Below are 14,407 nucleotides of genomic sequence, written 5' to 3'. Positions count from 1 at the left end.
ACCCCACCGACGAACGGATCAGCCCCGGACAGACACCTCATTCAGCCTTCTTTGCAGGTACCGGCGTTCTGCGTCGGTCGTGGAGAGCTCAAGAGCCTCCCGGTACGCCGATGCTGCCTCGGACGCCCGCCCGAGTCGTCGGAGGAAGTCGGCGCGCGTCGCGGGCAGGAGGTGGTAGCCGGCCAGCGGTCCGGCGGCCAGGTCGTCCACCAACCGCAGCCCTACGGCGGGTCCGTCGGCCATACCGATCGCAACCGCGCGGTTGAGCGCGACCACGGGCGTCTGCTTGAGCTGTCCGTACAGTCCGGCGATCTGCGGCCAGTCCGTGTCCGCGGCCGTACGCGCGGTTGCGTGACAAGCAGCTATGGCGGCCTGCACCTGATAGGGCCCTGGCACGCCACGGCGGAGCGTCGCATCCAGCAGATCCACGCCCTCGGTAATCCCTGCGTGGTCCCAGCGAGTGCGGTCTTGCTCCTCCAGCGTCACGAGCACGCCGTCCGCGGTCAGCCGCGTGTCACGGCGTGCGTCGTGCAGCAGCATCAGTGCGAGAAGTCCGGCGGCCTCAGGCTCGTCGGGCATGAGTTGAACGAGCAGTCTGGCCAGTCTGATCGCCTCACTGCTCAGACTGGTGCGGACGACGTCGGAGTACCCCTCGTTGTACAACAGATAGAGCACAGCCAGTACGGCGGGCGTCCGCTCGGGCAGCAGGTGGGCGGGCGGGACGCGGTACGGGATCCCGGCGTACTGGATCTTCTGCTTGGCCCTGGTCAGCCGCTTCGACATGGTCGTCTCCGGGACCAGGAACGCCCGTGCGATCTCCGCCGTACTCAGTCCGGCCAGTGTGCGCAGCGTCAGCGCCACCCGAGCCTCCATCGCCAGCGCGGGATGACAGCAGGTGAACATGAGCCGCAGCCGGTCGTCCGGTACGTCGTACGCCGGTTCGGACTCGTCACCCATCGCAGCCACCTCCTTGAGCTTCCGAGCACCCACGGCCTCACGGCGCAGCCAGTCGATCGCACGGTTACGTGCGGTGGTGGTCAGCCAGGCACCGGGTTTGTCCGGTACGCCGTCCCGCGGCCACCGCTCCAGCGCCGCGGCGAACGCCTCCTGGGCGCACTCCTCGGCCAGATCCCAGTCCCCGGTCAGGCGGATCAGGGTGGCGACCACCTGGCCCCACTCCTGCCGGTAGACCTCCTCGAACGTCACACCACGCCCGGCGGCGGCTCCAGCACCGGTCGGATCTCGATGGTGCCGTACCCGGCCGCGGGGTGCTTGGCCGCGATCTCGATCGCCTCGTCCAGGTCGGCGCAGTCGATCAGCACGAAACCGCCGATCTGCTCCTTCGTCTCCGCGAACGGCCCGTCGGTCAGCAGCAGCTCGTCGTCCCGTACCCGGACCGTCGTCGCCTCGGCCGGCGGCCGCAGCCCGGCCCCGCCCGCCACCACACCGCGGCGTTCCATCTCCTCCGACCAGCCGCCACAGCCGTCGTTCGCGTGCGAGTCGTCCTCACCACAGATCATCAGCAGGTACTTCACGGTCCTCCTCCAGAGCGTGTCCAGGCAGTGTCTGGTAATCCCGCGCCGTAGCGAGCAGGTGCTCGGTGCGGTGCATCGCCGTGCTGGAGCGAAGGTCTCGATGCGGAGCATCGTGGCCTTTGCGCCAGTGCGGCGAGGTGCCGTGCCGAGTGCCGCGCAGTAGGCGGGGGATTACCAGACACTGCCTTTACCCCACCGACGAACGGGTGCGCCGGAAACAGACACTCCCACCGTAATCGCCCGAGCCCTGGAGAGGGCGCCGTACCAGGGCTAGCGTCAGGGGAACAGGGACCACCAGGGGAGGGTGTGTGCGATGGCAGGCCGAGTGGTGCATTTCGAGGTTCCGTTCAGCGACGGCGACCGGGCGCGGGCGTTCTACGCGGAGGCGTTCGGCTGGAACCTGATGGTGATGCCGGAGCTGAGCTACACGATGGCGTCGACCGGACCGGTGGACGAGCAGGCGATGCCGACCGAGCCCGGCTTCATCAACGGCGGCATGTTCGAGCGCACCGAGGCGCTGCGCGGACCGATGATCACCATCGACGTGGACGACCTCGACGCGGCACTGAAGACCGTCGAGAGCCTCGGCGGCAAGCAGGTCGGCGAGAAGCTCCCGGTCGGCGACATGGGCTTCGCGGCGTACTTCGAGGACACGGAGGGCAACGTCCTGGGACTTTGGCAAACCGCCTGACGCCTGGGCGTCACGATCGGCACCTACACTGCGGATGTTGGCTCCGGTGGCGTCCGTGGGAGGACTGAATGCCTGACCGTACCCAGACCATTGCGTATCCGGCGCCGGGTTCGCGCCCGTCGCGACGGGACCAGGAGCCGCTGGCGCCGCACGTGATCGTGCTGTTCGGGGCCACCGGGGATCTGGCCAAGCGCAAGCTGCTGCCCGGTCTGGCGTACCTGCAGCAGTCCAAGTTCGCGCCCGACGTACGCATCATCGGCGCGGCGATGGAAGACCTCACCTGCGACGAGTTCCGGGCCCGGGCGCGGGACGCGGTCGAGCGGTTCGGCACGCACCGGATGTCCGACGAGGAGTGGGCGCAGTTCGCCGACCGGCTCGAGTACGTGCCGGTGACGGCCGGCCCGGCGGCGCTGGCCGCGGCAGTCAAGTCGGCCGAGGACAAGCTCGGCCCGGACGCCTGCCGGCTGCACTACCTGTCGGTGCCCCCGAAGGCGGCCCAGACGGTGATCGCGATGCTGCGCGACGCGGACCTGGTCGACCGGGCCCGGGTGGTGATGGAGAAGCCGTTCGGCGACGACCTGGCCAGCGCGATCAAGCTGAACGACTTCGTGCACGAGACCTTCGACGAGTCGCAGATCTTCCGGATCGACCACTTCCTCGGCAAGGAAGCGGCGCTGAACATCCTCGCGTTCCGGTTCGCGAACGGCCTGTTCGAGCCGATCTGGAACCGCAACTTCATCGACCACGTGCAGATCGACATCCCGGAGTCGCTCGGCCTGGACCAGCGGGCCACCTTCTACGAGCCGACCGGCGCGTTCAAGGACATGGTCGTCACGCACCTCATGCAGGTCATGTCGTTCGTCGCGATGGAGCCGCCAACCGCCCTGGAACCGCGGGCGATCTCGGAGGAGAAGAACAAGGTATTCCGGTCGATGCTGCCGATCCAGCCCGGCGACGTGGTCCGCGGTCAGTACTCCGGCTACCGCAACGAGGACGGTGTCGCGCCGGATTCCGACACCGAGACGTTCATCGCGCTCAAGGTCGAGATCGACAACTGGCGCTGGGCCGGCGTACCGATCTTCCTGCGCACCGGCAAGCGGATGGCCGAGGGCCAGCGGATCATCTCGATCGCCTTCAAGGAGGCGCCGAAGACGATGTTCCCGGCCGGCTCCGGGGTCGGCTCGGAGGGTCCGGACCACCTGACCTTCGACCTGGCCGACTCGTCCCGGGTCTCGCTGTCCTTCTACGGCAAGCGGCCCGGGCCCGGTATGCGGCTGGAGAAGTTGTCGATGCAGTTCTCGACCCAGGAGACCGAGAGTGCGGGCGACGTACTGGAGGCGTACGAGCGATTGATCCTGGACGCGATGCGCGGCGACCACACGCTGTTCACGACCGCCGAGGGCATCGAGTCGCTGTGGGACCGGTCCGCGATGCTGCTGGACGACCCGCCGCCGGTCAAGCCGTACCAGCCGGGCACCTGGGGGCCGAATGCGATCCACCAACTGATCGCGCCGCGGGCCTGGCGCCTGCCCTTCGAACGCGAGTGGCGCGAAGCCAAGCTGTAAGGCATTGCCGCCGCGCAGCCCTAGGCGCACTATCGAGGCGTGATGTGAATCACATACGCCTTCGAGCGGTTAGGGGGTGGGAGGATGACGGGCACAAAAACGCATCTGACCGGGGAACGGGCGCCATGCGGGCGGCTGGGTGATGCGGACCGGAGCCAGGAGGACGACTTCGAGGGCTTCCGGCTGGACGACATGCACTACGCCTGTGGATGCCGCAAGATGCGGCACGAGTTCCATGACGGCAGCGTGCGGAACCGGACAGTGCGGCACGACGGCAAAGTGCTGATGGACGAGCACAGCGGCGAGCACGAGGCTTGACTGTGAGCATTTATCACGACGTCGTGGTGATCGGGGGTGGCGGCGCCGGGTTGCGGGCTGCCATCGCGGTGGCGGAGACGAACCCGGCGCTGCGCGTTGCTGTCGTGTCGAAGGTGTACCCGATGCGCAGCCACACGGTGTCCGCGGAGGGCGGCGCCGCGGCCGTCGCGGCGCCTGACGACAGTCTCGACGAGCACGCGTACGACACGGTGTCCGGCAGCGACTGGCTCTGTGACCAGGACGCTGTCGAGGCGTTCGTCGCCGAAGCGCCGCGCGAACTGCTCCGGCTCGAGCACTGGGGCTGCCCGTGGAGCCGGCAGCCCGACGGCAAGATCGCCGTCCGCGCGTTCGGCGGGATGAAGAAGAAGCGCACCTGGTTCGCCGCCGACCGGACCGGGTTCCACCTGCTGCACACGCTCTTCCAGACCGCGCTCTCGTACTCCGACATCGTCCGGTACGACGAGTGGTACGTGACCAAGATCCTCGTCGACGACGGCCGCGCGTACGGCGTTGTCGCGATCGAACTGGCGACCGGCCGGATCGAAACGATCACCGCGAGCACGGTGATCGTGTGCACGGGTGGCTGTGGACGCGTGTACCCGTTCACCACGAACGCCAACATCAAGACCGGTGACGGGATGGCCCTGGCCTACCAGGCCGGGGCGGCGCTCAAGGACATGGAGTTCGTCCAGTACCACCCGACCGGCCTGCCGTTCACCGGCATCCTGATCACCGAGGCCGCGCGGGCGGAGGGTGGCTGGCTGCTCAACAAGGACGGCTATCGCTACCTGCAGGACTACGACCTCGGTACGCCGTCGCCGACGCCGCAACTGCGCAGCATGGAGCTCGGACCACGGGACCGGTTGTCGCAGGCCTTCGTCCACGAGCATGCCAAGGGCCGGACGATCGACACGCCGTACGGGCCGATCGTCAACCTGGATCTACGGCACCTGGGTGCGCAACTGATCGACGCCAAACTTCCGTTCGTCCGGGAGCTGTGTTCGAAGTACCAGAACATCGACCCGGTCAAGGAGCTCGTGCCGGTCCGGCCCGTCGTGCACTACATGATGGGCGGGATCCACACCGACATCCGTGGCGCGACGTCGCTGGAGGGCCTGTACGCCGCCGGCGAGGTGGCCTGTGTCAGCATCAACGGCGCCAACCGGCTGGGCTCGAACTCGTTGCCCGAGTGTCTCGTCTTCGGCAACCGGGCCGGCCGGGCCGCGGCGGTCTTCGCCGGCCGGTACGGTCACGCCGTACCTTCGGCGATTCTCGCGCAGGGCCGGGACGAGGAGCGCCGGCTGACGGCCGAGCTGGACCGGCACGCGCAGGGCCACGAGAAGATCGCGGACATCCGCACCGAGATGCAGACCGCGATGGAGAACGGCGCCGGGATCTATCGCGAAGCCGGTTCGCTGACCAAGGCGGCCGACCAGCTGAGCGAGCTGCGGTCGCGCTTCACCCACGCCGCGATCGACGACCACAGCCGGAACTTCAACACCGAGCTGATCGCCCTGCTCGAGCTGGGGTTCATGCTCGACGTTGCCGAGAGCATCATCGCGTGTGCGGCACGCCGGGAGGAGTCGCGCGGAGCCCATCAGCGGACCGACTTCCCGGCCCGTGACGACGACCGGTTCCTGGCGCACTCGCTGGTCCGGCGCCAGCCCGACGGCAGCCGTCGCGTCACGTATCTGCCGGTGACCATCACCAAGTGGCCGCCGGGCGAGCGGGTCTACGGGAGGTAGTTGATGGCAGACGAGATCACCCTCGAGGTCGCGCGCTACCGGCCCGAAGTGGATTCCGAGCCGGTGATGCAGTCCTACCAGGTGCCGCTGCGCGAGCACTGGGCCATCCTCGACGGCCTGACCTACATCAAGGACCAGCTGGACGGCACGCTGTCGTTCCGGTGGTCGTGCCGGATGGGCATCTGCGGCAGCTGCGGGATGACGGTGAACGGCGAGCCGCAGCTGAGCTGTGCGACCTTCCTGACCGACTACGCACCCGGTCCGATCCGGGTCGAGGCGCTGCACAACTTCCCGGTGATCCGGGACCTCGTCGTCGACATCGACGACTTCATGACCAAGCTGCCGACCGTCAAACCGTGGATCGTCCGGGACGTGCACAGCCCGATCGAGGAAGGCGAGTACCTGCAGACGCCGGAGCAGATGGACGAGTACCAGCAGTTCAGCATGTGCATCAACTGCATGCTCTGCTACTCGGCCTGCCCGGTGTACAGCCTCGACCAGGACTTCATCGGCCCGGCGGCGATCGCACTGGCCCAGCGCTACAACCTCGACTCCAGGGACGAGGGTGCGGACGAGCGTCGCGCCGTACTGTCGTCGCCGGAAGGGATCTGGGCTTGCACGTTCGTCGGCGAGTGCAGTGCGGCCTGTCCGAAGGGGGTTGATCCGGCGGGGGCGATCCAGCGGTACAAGCTCACTGCGGCGACTCAGGCGATCAAGGACCTGCTCATGCCCCGGAGTCGTCGATGAGCGTCTACCAGCGACCGGTCCACTTGTTCTGGTGGCTCGAGCGCCGGTCGTACCTGCTGTTCGTCCTCCGGGAGCTGAGCAGCGTCTTCGTCGCGTGGACGGTGGTCTATCTGCTGCTGCTCGTCAACGCGGTCAGCGACGGGCCGGCGTCGTACGAGCGCTTCCTCGACCGGAGTGGGCAGTGGTGGATGGTCGTGATCAACGTGATCGCGATGCTGTTCGTGCTGCTGCACGTAGTGACCTGGTTCGGGCTGGCGCCCAGGGCGATGGTGATCAAGGTGCGCGGCGTCCGGCTGCCGCCGCGGCAGATCGTTGCCGCGCACTACGTTGCCTGGTTGGTGCTGTCGGCAATCATCGCCTGGCTGGTGCTCCGATGAACCGCCGCCCCTCCCCCGAGCCGTTCCTCTGGATGCTGTTCAGCTCCGGCGGCATGATCGCCGCACTGATGCTGCCCGTCCTGCTGTTCCTGTTCGGCATCGCGTTCCCGCTCGACTTGCTGACACCGCCGACGCACGCGCATCTGTACGCCGTACTGCACAATCCGATCACCCGGCTCGTGCTCTTCGGCGTGTGCGCCCTGGCGCTGTTCCACTGGGCGCACCGCTTCCGCTACACCCTGTACGACGGCCTGCAACTCAAGCGGTACGCCGTACCGATCGTGATCCTGTGCTACGGCGGCGCTGTGCTCGGCACCGTCATCGCCGCCGCACTGCTGCTGACGGTCTGACATAAGCTGCGCCCATGCGGGAGATCGTGGTGGTCGGCGTTGGCGCGGGCGATCCGGAACAGGTGACGATGCAGGCCGTGTCGGCGCTGAACCGGGTCGACGTCTTCTTCGTGCTGGACAAAGGCGAGGTCAAGCAGGAGCTGGTCGACCTGCGGTCGGAGATCCTGCGGCGCTATGCCACTGACTACCGGGTGGTCGTCGGCCAGGATCCCGAGCGGGACCGGAGCAGCAGCGCGTACGTCGAAGCCGTCGACGACTGGCGGAGGCGCCGGGCCGATGTGTGCGCGGGATTGATCGCGTCCGAGCTCGGTGAGGATCAGGTGGGGGCGTTCCTGGTCTGGGGCGACCCGTCGCTGTACGACAGCACGCTGGCGATCCTGGACGACATCCTGGCGCGGGGTGAGCTGGAGTTCTCGGTCGAGGTCATCCCTGGGATCAGCAGCGTGTCCACGCTGGCCGCGCGGCATCGGGTCGGGTTGAACCAGGTCGGGCGGCCGATCCAGATCACGACCGGGCGGCGGCTGGCGAAGGGGTGGCCCGAGGATGTGGACGATGTGGTCGTGATGCTGGACGCGCAGACGGCGTTCACGGAGCATCTCGATCAGAACGCCGACATCTACTGGGGTGCTTATCTCGGCACACCTGACGAGATCCTCATCTCGGGGCGCTTGAGCGAGGTCGCCGGCGAGATCGAGAAGGTCCGCGCCGAGGCTCGTGATCGTAAGGGCTGGATCATGGACACCTACCTGTTGCGCAGGCATCGGTAGGTAGACCAAAGGTGTAGGTGGCTTCGCCTTCGGGCCGACGCGGGAGTGAGCCGGTCACGGCGACGCTTCCGGCATGACAAAGAAACCCTTGGTGATGCTGGCCGCGGTGGTCGCTCCGGCCGGGCTCCTGGTGAGTGCGGCTGAGCCGAGCACGGCTGCGCAACAGGACGTCGTACGGACTGATGCCGGGCTGGTGGCGAGCAAGACGGTCGGGCAGGCGCGGGTCTTCGACGGCATTCCGTACGCCGCTCCCCCGGTGGGCGCGTTGCGGTGGAAGGCGCCACAGCCGGTGAAGCCGTGGGACGGGGTGCGGGCGTCGAATGTCGGCAATCCGTGTCCACAGCAACCGAACTCCGAGGCACCGGACGGCGCCACGAACGAGGACTGTCTCTATCTGAACGTCACCACACCGGTAGCCCGGTCACCGAAGCCCCGGGCCGTGGTGGTGTGGATCCCCGGTGGCGGGTTCTTCTCCGGCGCCGGCAACAGCTACGAGGCGTCGAAGTTCGCCACCCGCGGCGACGTGGTCGTCGTGACGGTCAACTACCGCCTCGGCATCTTCGGGTTCTTCGGATACCCGGGCCTGCCGGGCTCGGGCACGTACGGCATCCAGGACCAGCAGGCCGCCCTGCGCTGGGTACAGCGGAACGCCCGCGCCTTCGGCGGCGACCCGCACAACGTCACCGTGGCCGGTGAGTCGGCGGGCGGCATGAGCGTCTGCGCGCAGCTGACCTCACCGACCGCCACCGGCCTCTTCGCTAAGACGATCATGCAGAGCGGCTCGTGCGCGTTCAACTGGGCCGACAACAGCCAGTACCCGGGCCAGGCGGCGGACTCCCCGTGGATCCCCGCCCGCACGGTCCAGGCGAACGGCAAGGAGTGGGCCGATGGCAACAAGGACCGGTTCGGCTGCAAGCCCGGCCAATCCATGCTCGACTGCCTCCGCGCCGCGAAGTCCGACGTACTCGTGGACGACCTGCCGCAGTTCACGCAGGTCGGGTACGGCGGGACTGCCGTCGTACCGCTGGATCCGGCGAAGGCGATGAAGGCCGGCCTGTTCCACCGTGTGCCGATCATCTCCGGGAACAACCACGACGAGGCGAGCGCCTGGCTGCCTGCGTTTGGGGACATCTCGGACTACCCGCAGTTGGTGACGAACATGGTCGGCCCGGACAAGGCTCCGCAGGTCCTGCGGCACTACCCGCTGGATCGATACCAGTCGCCCGCCGCAGCGTGGGCCGCTGTCACGACGGACCGGATCTGGTCGTGCACTCAGGTCGCCAACGACCAGCAGGCTGCTCGTAAGGTGCCGGTGTACGCGTATGAGTTCGCGGACAAGCACTCGCCGATCGCTGCGCCCGGGTTGGGCGCCGCGCACGCCATGGAGCTCCCGTACCTGTTCCGCCTCGGTGGTTACGACTTCCCGATGTCGGAGGCACAGCAGCGGTTGTCGAACCAGATGATCGACTACTGGACGGCCTTCGCGCGCACTGGCAACCCGAACGGACCGGACCGGCCGCAATGGTCGCCTACGGCCGGTCACACGATCAAGGGTCTGTCATTGGCTCCCACGGACCAGAGCGGCATCCAGCCGGTCAACCTGAGCACCGAACACCAGTGCGCGTTCTGGTCCGGGCTCAGCTGACGTTCTGCGGCAGCCTGTCCCACACGCGCAGCGTGATCGGCGACAGGAGCAGCAACAACAACGCGTAGAACCCCACTCCGGGAACAAAGGCCGCGAGGATGAAGGCGACCAGGGTCAGCCCGGTCAGCCCGAGGGAGCCGGCCAGCTCCCGACTGCGGACCGGGTTGTCCGGGTTCTCGATCTCCTTGTGCCCGTGGATCAGCCAGTTGAGCGCCTCGCCACCACGGCATCGCTGAACAGGACCATCCGGTCAGGGTCTCTCGTCTTACTCACGGCCGATAACAGTAGCCAGTGTGAGGGCTGCCAGGACAAACGCGGCCGCTGTGAGCCACGCGACGCCGTACCCGTCCCGCAGCGCCAGTACGTCGCTCGCACCGCCAGCCAACCGGCTCGTCGTGGTGGAGGCGGCCATTGTCGCGAGTACGGCGGTCCCGACAGCCGCACCGGCCTGCTGAGCGGTGTTGTTGAGTCCTGAGGCCAGTCCGGCGTCTTTGGCGTCCGCACCGGACATGGCGATCATGATCGCGGCTGGGATGGCCAGTCCGATCCCCGCGCCCATCACCGCGAGTACGGGCGCGACGTTGACGACGTACGAACCGTCCACTGGTGCTTGGCTGATCCAGAGCAGGGCCACCAGGAACGCTGCGAGGCCGATGATCAGCATCTTGCGCGCACCGAAGCGGACGGTCAGCTTTGGCGCGATGGACAGCGACATCAGGGCGTTCATGATCGGTGCGGGCAGGAACGCCAGTCCGGTGGTGAGTGAGTCGTAGCCGAGCACCCGCTGCACGTAGAGCGCAGTCGTGAACTGGAAGCCGAAGCCGGCCGCGAAGAGCAGCACAACCACGACGTTCGCCACGGTCAGCCTTCGCTTGCGGAAGATGTGCAGGGAGAGCAGTGGGTTCCTGATCCGCGCCTGGCGCAGTACGAACGCGGCCAGGAGGATCGCGCTGGCGGCTGCGAGGGCGAGCGTGCGCCAGAGTGTCGCCTGCGGCTCGGCGGTCTGGACGATCGTGTAAACCCCCAGCGACAGACCGGCCGTCACCAGCGCGGCGCCGAGCACGTCAGCACCCTTGCCGATCCCCAATCCGTTCTGGGCGTTCAGGAATCGCAGGGCCGCGGCCAGTGCGGCGAGCCCGATCGGGACGTTGATCAGGAATGCCCAATGCCAGCCGATGGTCTGAGTGATCACGCCACCGAGGATCAGGCCAATGGACGCGCCACTGGCCGAGGTGAAGCTGTAGACCCCCATCGCACGAGCCTGCTCCCCGGGAGCCGGGTACAGGTTGACGATCATCCCGAGGACCACGGCCGAGGCCAGTGCACCTCCAACCCCCTGCAGGAAGCGCCCGGCGATCAGGACCTCCGCGCTGCCCGCCACCCCGCACAGCAACGAGGCCGCGGTGAAGAGCCCCAGACCGGCCAGGAACACCCGCTTGCTCCCAACCAGGTCCCCGATCCGCCCGGCGAGCAACAGAAGCCCGGCGAAGGCGATCAAGTAGGAGTTCATCACCCACGCCAGCCCCGCCTGCGAAAACCCCAGATCCCCTTGAATCGTAGGCAACGCCACCGTCACCACAGTCCCATCCAAGATGATCATCAACTGCATCACACACAACACCACGAGCGCCTTCACCCGCCCCCGCACAGCCCGCTCAACCCCACCTGCCCCCGCCACAACCTCTGCCACCACCGGTCATCTCCCATCTCTCAACCCGACAAGAACGACCATAACAGATAGTCCCGTAACAGACGATCCTTTAACGGATCACTCTTTGTCCGCAGAACGAAAGAACACCGCTGCGCGGCGGCTGCCCTTCCGGCCACCTCCGGCGTCGAGTGAACCGTGGAGCCGGCCGAGACGCACGCCCGCCGCGGGGAGCGGACCACCGGCGACGGACGGTCATCGAGTCGTGGATTTTGGTGCTGATCGTCGGCGTGTCGAAGGCCGCGATCCACGAATCGGGAGCGGGCTGAAGGTGCAGAAGCTGCGCCGATCACATCCGCCCGGGACACGGGTCAGCGCCGCGGAGAGGGGGCCGGTTAGGAGGGACATCGGCCGCGGGAGTGGGGGTTGCGGGGTTCGGCGAGGGGCCTGCCTAGGTCGCGCGTTCGCGGGCTAGGTCGTGCATTGGCGGGCTAGGTCGTGCATTGGCGGGCAAGCTGGTGCGTTGGCGGGCTAGGTCGTGCGTTGGCCGGCTTAGTGGTGCGTTGGCGGATTGGATGGTGCCGGGTGGGCTAGGGGATGCGTTGGCGGGCTCGGCGTACGGGTTGGGATTCGACGGGGGTGGAAAGGTGGCCGTCTACGAGGGTGGATAGCGCGTCGACGAAAGGCTTGCGTTGGGGGGTGGCTAGGGCGGCGAGGGTTTCGGCGTGGACTTGGTCGACTATGCGTTGGCCTTCGGCGGCGATTTCGGCGCCGGAGTCGGTGACGGCGATGATGCGGGCGCGGCGGTCGGTGGCGGAGGGTTTGCGTTCGGCGTACCCGGCCTTTTCGAGGGCGTCTACGGTGACGACCATGGTGGTTTTGTCCATGTAGGCGAGTTCGGCGATCTGGATCTGGGTGCGTTCCTCTTCGAGGGCGTGCCGCAGGACGCATTGCATGCGCAGGGTCAGGCCGACCTCGGCGAGCGCGGCGGAGAGTTGGGTCTCCAACACGTGGCCGACGTGCGTGAGGTAGCCGGTGAGGTCGGGAACCGTGCGCGGTGGGGTCTTGGCCATGTTTCGAGGATAACGCGGGATCATCTACTGCTAGATGATCCCAAGTCGGATCATTTTCCGCGGGTGCCGTCGATCAGTTCGCGGACGATGTCGAGGTGGCCGAGGTGCCGGGCCGACTCCTGCAGGACGTCCATCAGCAGCCGCTCGATCCGGATCGGCCCGCGGTAGCCCTCGAGGAAACCGGACCAGTCGACGTCGCGCAGCGTCTGCTGGGACAGCTCCCACTCCGCGTCGTACGCCGCCAGCGCCGAAGCGATCGTCTCCTCTGCCCCGATCCGGAACTCGTAGTCGTGGTCATCGGATCGCCACAGCGACGGGAGGTCCTGGCCGCCGATCGTTCGCTGGATGTGCTGCCGCTGGACCGCGGTCAGGTGCTTGATCAGGCCGAGCGGGTTCATCACGGGTGAGGTCGCGAGTGGTGTCGCTCGGGCCTGTTGTTCGTCCAGGCCGTCCAGCTTGTTCACCGCGGTCGTGTGGATGAACTGGAAGTACCCGACCACCGACTGCCGCAGCGTCGAATCATCCGCCGGCCACGGCCGGTTTCTCAGCACCATGCCGCCGACCCTGCCAGCACCCACCGACAGTCAGCGCACCCGAGGCCGACGCGGCGCTGGCGAGGCGAGGGCGGAAAGCACGGCGTGATGGCGAGGGTGTGGAGGCGCCAACCGGTGCGGCACGGCCGGGTGGCGGGGTGGCGGGAATGCGACGTTGAGCTTGCGGGCAAGGGCACTGTCGCAAAGTCGCGAGGTTGGGGGGTGGTGGGGCGGTTGGGTGGGGGCGTGACAGTTATAGCGGAGCGTGTGGATGTGGGGCGGTGGGTTGGGGTTGTGGCGGTGGGGTTGGGGATTTTTGCCATCGTGACTACGGAGATTCTGCCGATTGGGTTGTTGACGCCGATCGGGGCTGATTTTGCGCTGACGGCGGGGCGGACCGGGTGGTTGATGACGATGCCTGGGCTGGTCGCGGCGGTGGCGGCTCCGGTGGTTACGGTCGCCACCGCTCGGCTTGATCGGCGGTTGATGTTGTGTGTGTTGATGGGGCTGCTGGCCGTGGCTGGGTGTCTGGCGGCGGCTGCGCCGGTGTATTGGCTCGAGTTGTTGGCGCGGTTCGTGGTCGGGCTGGTCATCGGCGGGTTTTGGTCGATCGGGGCGGGGCTGGCGGCGCGGCTGGTGCCTGAGCGGTGGACTGTTCGGGCGACTGCGGTCATCTTTTCCGCGGTTCCGCTCGGGTCGGTTCTCGGCGTACCGGCGGGGACGTTCGTGGGCGAGTTCGCTGGGTGGCGTACGTCGTTCGCGGCGCTGGGAGTGCTCTCGCTGGTGGTACTGGGTGTTCTGTATGTGTCCGTGCCGCCGCTGCCGCCGATGCAGGTGACGCGGCCTGCCGTGCTGCGGGAGGCCTTGCGGGGCAGCAAGTACGCGTTGATCGTGACCTGTCTGATCGTGACGGCGCACTTCGCGAGCTATACGTACGTGACTCCGTTCCTGCGACACGTCGTACGGCCAGAGCTGATCGGTGTGCTGCTGTTGATCTATGGCGCTGCTGGACTGGTTGGGAATCTCATTGCGGGTACGGCGGCTGGGCGGAACCTGACCGTCACCTTTGCCGGCTGCGCTGCGCTCATCGCGCTGGCGACGCTGCTGATGCCTGTGGTGGGCAGCAGTACGGCGGGGGCACTGGTGCTGTTGGTGGTCTGGGGGCTCGGGTACGGCGGGGTGCCAGTGTGCTCGATGGGGATGTTCGCGAAGGCGGTGCCGGGGTCGCGGGAGGCTGCGACTGTGTTGTTCACGGCGTCGTTCCAGGCGGTGTTGTCGACTGGGGCGTTGCTGGGCGGACTGGTGGTCGACGCGTGGTCGGTGTCGGCGGCGATGGTGGGTGGCGGGTTGTGCGCGATGCTGACCGTCGGCGTGCTGCTGTGGTCCAGAACACAGGAGGTGCCGGGGACGTAG

General features: G+C 67.5%; 15 protein-coding genes. 10 read left to right on the top strand and 5 right to left on the bottom strand.

Annotation, left to right across the window (positions count from 1 at the left end):
- Nucleotides 1-18: 18 nt before the first annotated feature.
- Nucleotides 19-1,206, bottom strand: a complete 1,188-nt coding sequence (locus ACZ3HV_RS37250) for an RNA polymerase sigma factor (protein WP_465691546.1) — start codon at nt 1,204-1,206, stop codon at nt 19-21.
- Entirely contained in the window at nt 1,203-1,535 is a 333-nt protein-coding gene (locus tag ACZ3HV_RS37245; protein ID WP_465691544.1) for a YciI family protein, read from the bottom strand. Before ACZ3HV_RS37245 ends, ACZ3HV_RS37250 begins: the two co-directional genes overlap by 4 nt.
- A 313-nt stretch (nt 1,536-1,848) precedes the next feature.
- On the opposite strand from ACZ3HV_RS37245, the gene ACZ3HV_RS37240 reads away from it, so the two are divergent.
- The 9 genes from ACZ3HV_RS37240 to ACZ3HV_RS37200 all read left to right on the top strand — a co-directional run bounded on the left by ACZ3HV_RS37240 (nt 1,849) and on the right by ACZ3HV_RS37200 (nt 9,740).
- Entirely contained in the window at nt 1,849-2,226 is a 378-nt protein-coding gene (locus tag ACZ3HV_RS37240; protein WP_465691542.1) for a VOC family protein, read from the top strand.
- 68 nt (nt 2,227-2,294) lie between these two features.
- Nucleotides 2,295-3,791, top strand: a complete 1,497-nt coding sequence (gene zwf / locus ACZ3HV_RS37235; RefSeq protein ID WP_465691541.1) for a glucose-6-phosphate dehydrogenase — start codon at nt 2,295-2,297, stop codon at nt 3,789-3,791.
- A gap of 84 nt (nt 3,792-3,875) precedes the next feature.
- Nucleotides 3,876-4,109 carry a hypothetical protein gene (locus tag ACZ3HV_RS37230; protein WP_465691539.1) on the top strand — a complete coding sequence of 78 codons (234 nt, stop codon included), beginning with the start codon at nt 3,876-3,878 and terminating at the stop codon, nt 4,107-4,109.
- A 2-nt stretch (nt 4,110-4,111) separates the two neighbouring features.
- The gene (gene frdA, locus ACZ3HV_RS37225; RefSeq protein WP_465691537.1) at nt 4,112-5,854 is read left to right on the top strand and encodes a fumarate reductase (quinol) flavoprotein subunit; all 1,743 of its coding nucleotides are present in this window, start codon (nt 4,112-4,114) and stop codon (nt 5,852-5,854) included.
- A gap of 3 nt (nt 5,855-5,857) precedes the next feature.
- Nucleotides 5,858-6,601: a succinate dehydrogenase/fumarate reductase iron-sulfur subunit gene (locus ACZ3HV_RS37220; RefSeq protein ID WP_465691535.1), complete on the top strand. Its 744-nt coding sequence runs from the start codon at nt 5,858-5,860 to the stop codon at nt 6,599-6,601.
- On the top strand, nt 6,598-6,978 hold the full coding sequence (locus ACZ3HV_RS37215; RefSeq protein WP_465691533.1) for a fumarate reductase subunit C: 381 nt from the start codon (nt 6,598-6,600) through the stop codon (nt 6,976-6,978). The genes ACZ3HV_RS37220 and ACZ3HV_RS37215 overlap by 4 nt, the downstream gene beginning before the upstream one ends.
- Nucleotides 6,975-7,328 (top strand): fumarate reductase subunit FrdD, encoded by a 354-nt coding sequence (gene frdD, locus ACZ3HV_RS37210; protein WP_465691532.1) that lies wholly within the window; start codon nt 6,975-6,977, stop codon nt 7,326-7,328. The genes ACZ3HV_RS37215 and frdD overlap by 4 nt, the downstream gene beginning before the upstream one ends.
- Before the next feature lie 14 nt (nt 7,329-7,342).
- Nucleotides 7,343-8,095 (top strand): precorrin-6A synthase (deacetylating), encoded by a 753-nt coding sequence (cobF, locus tag ACZ3HV_RS37205; RefSeq protein ID WP_465691530.1) that lies wholly within the window; start codon nt 7,343-7,345, stop codon nt 8,093-8,095.
- Nucleotides 8,096-8,168: 73 nt separating this feature from the next.
- A complete protein-coding gene (locus ACZ3HV_RS37200; RefSeq protein WP_465691528.1) occupies nt 8,169-9,740 on the top strand; it encodes a carboxylesterase/lipase family protein in 1,572 nt (523 codons plus the stop codon).
- Nucleotides 9,741-10,005: 265 nt separating this feature from the next.
- On the opposite strand, the gene ACZ3HV_RS37195 is transcribed toward ACZ3HV_RS37200, so the two are convergent.
- The 3 genes from ACZ3HV_RS37195 to ACZ3HV_RS37185 form a co-directional block, all read right to left on the bottom strand.
- Nucleotides 10,006-11,361 carry an MFS transporter gene (locus ACZ3HV_RS37195; protein WP_465691572.1) on the bottom strand — a complete coding sequence of 452 codons (1,356 nt, stop codon included), beginning with the start codon at nt 11,359-11,361 and terminating at the stop codon, nt 10,006-10,008.
- Nucleotides 11,362-11,978: 617 nt separating this feature from the next.
- The gene (locus tag ACZ3HV_RS37190; RefSeq protein WP_465691526.1) at nt 11,979-12,461 is read right to left on the bottom strand and encodes a MarR family winged helix-turn-helix transcriptional regulator; all 483 of its coding nucleotides are present in this window, start codon (nt 12,459-12,461) and stop codon (nt 11,979-11,981) included.
- Nucleotides 12,462-12,511: 50 nt separating this feature from the next.
- Nucleotides 12,512-13,015, bottom strand: a complete 504-nt coding sequence (locus ACZ3HV_RS37185; RefSeq protein WP_465691524.1) for a mycothiol transferase — start codon at nt 13,013-13,015, stop codon at nt 12,512-12,514.
- Nucleotides 13,016-13,216: 201 nt separating this feature from the next.
- On the opposite strand from ACZ3HV_RS37185, the gene ACZ3HV_RS37180 reads away from it, so the two are divergent.
- Nucleotides 13,217-14,407, top strand: a complete 1,191-nt coding sequence (locus tag ACZ3HV_RS37180; RefSeq protein ID WP_465691522.1) for an MFS transporter — start codon at nt 13,217-13,219, stop codon at nt 14,405-14,407.

The organism is Kribbella sp. NPDC020701 (assembly GCF_055562215.1).
The sequence above is the reverse complement of the archived record's forward strand: the minus strand, read 5'-3'. Positions and strand labels throughout refer to the sequence as shown.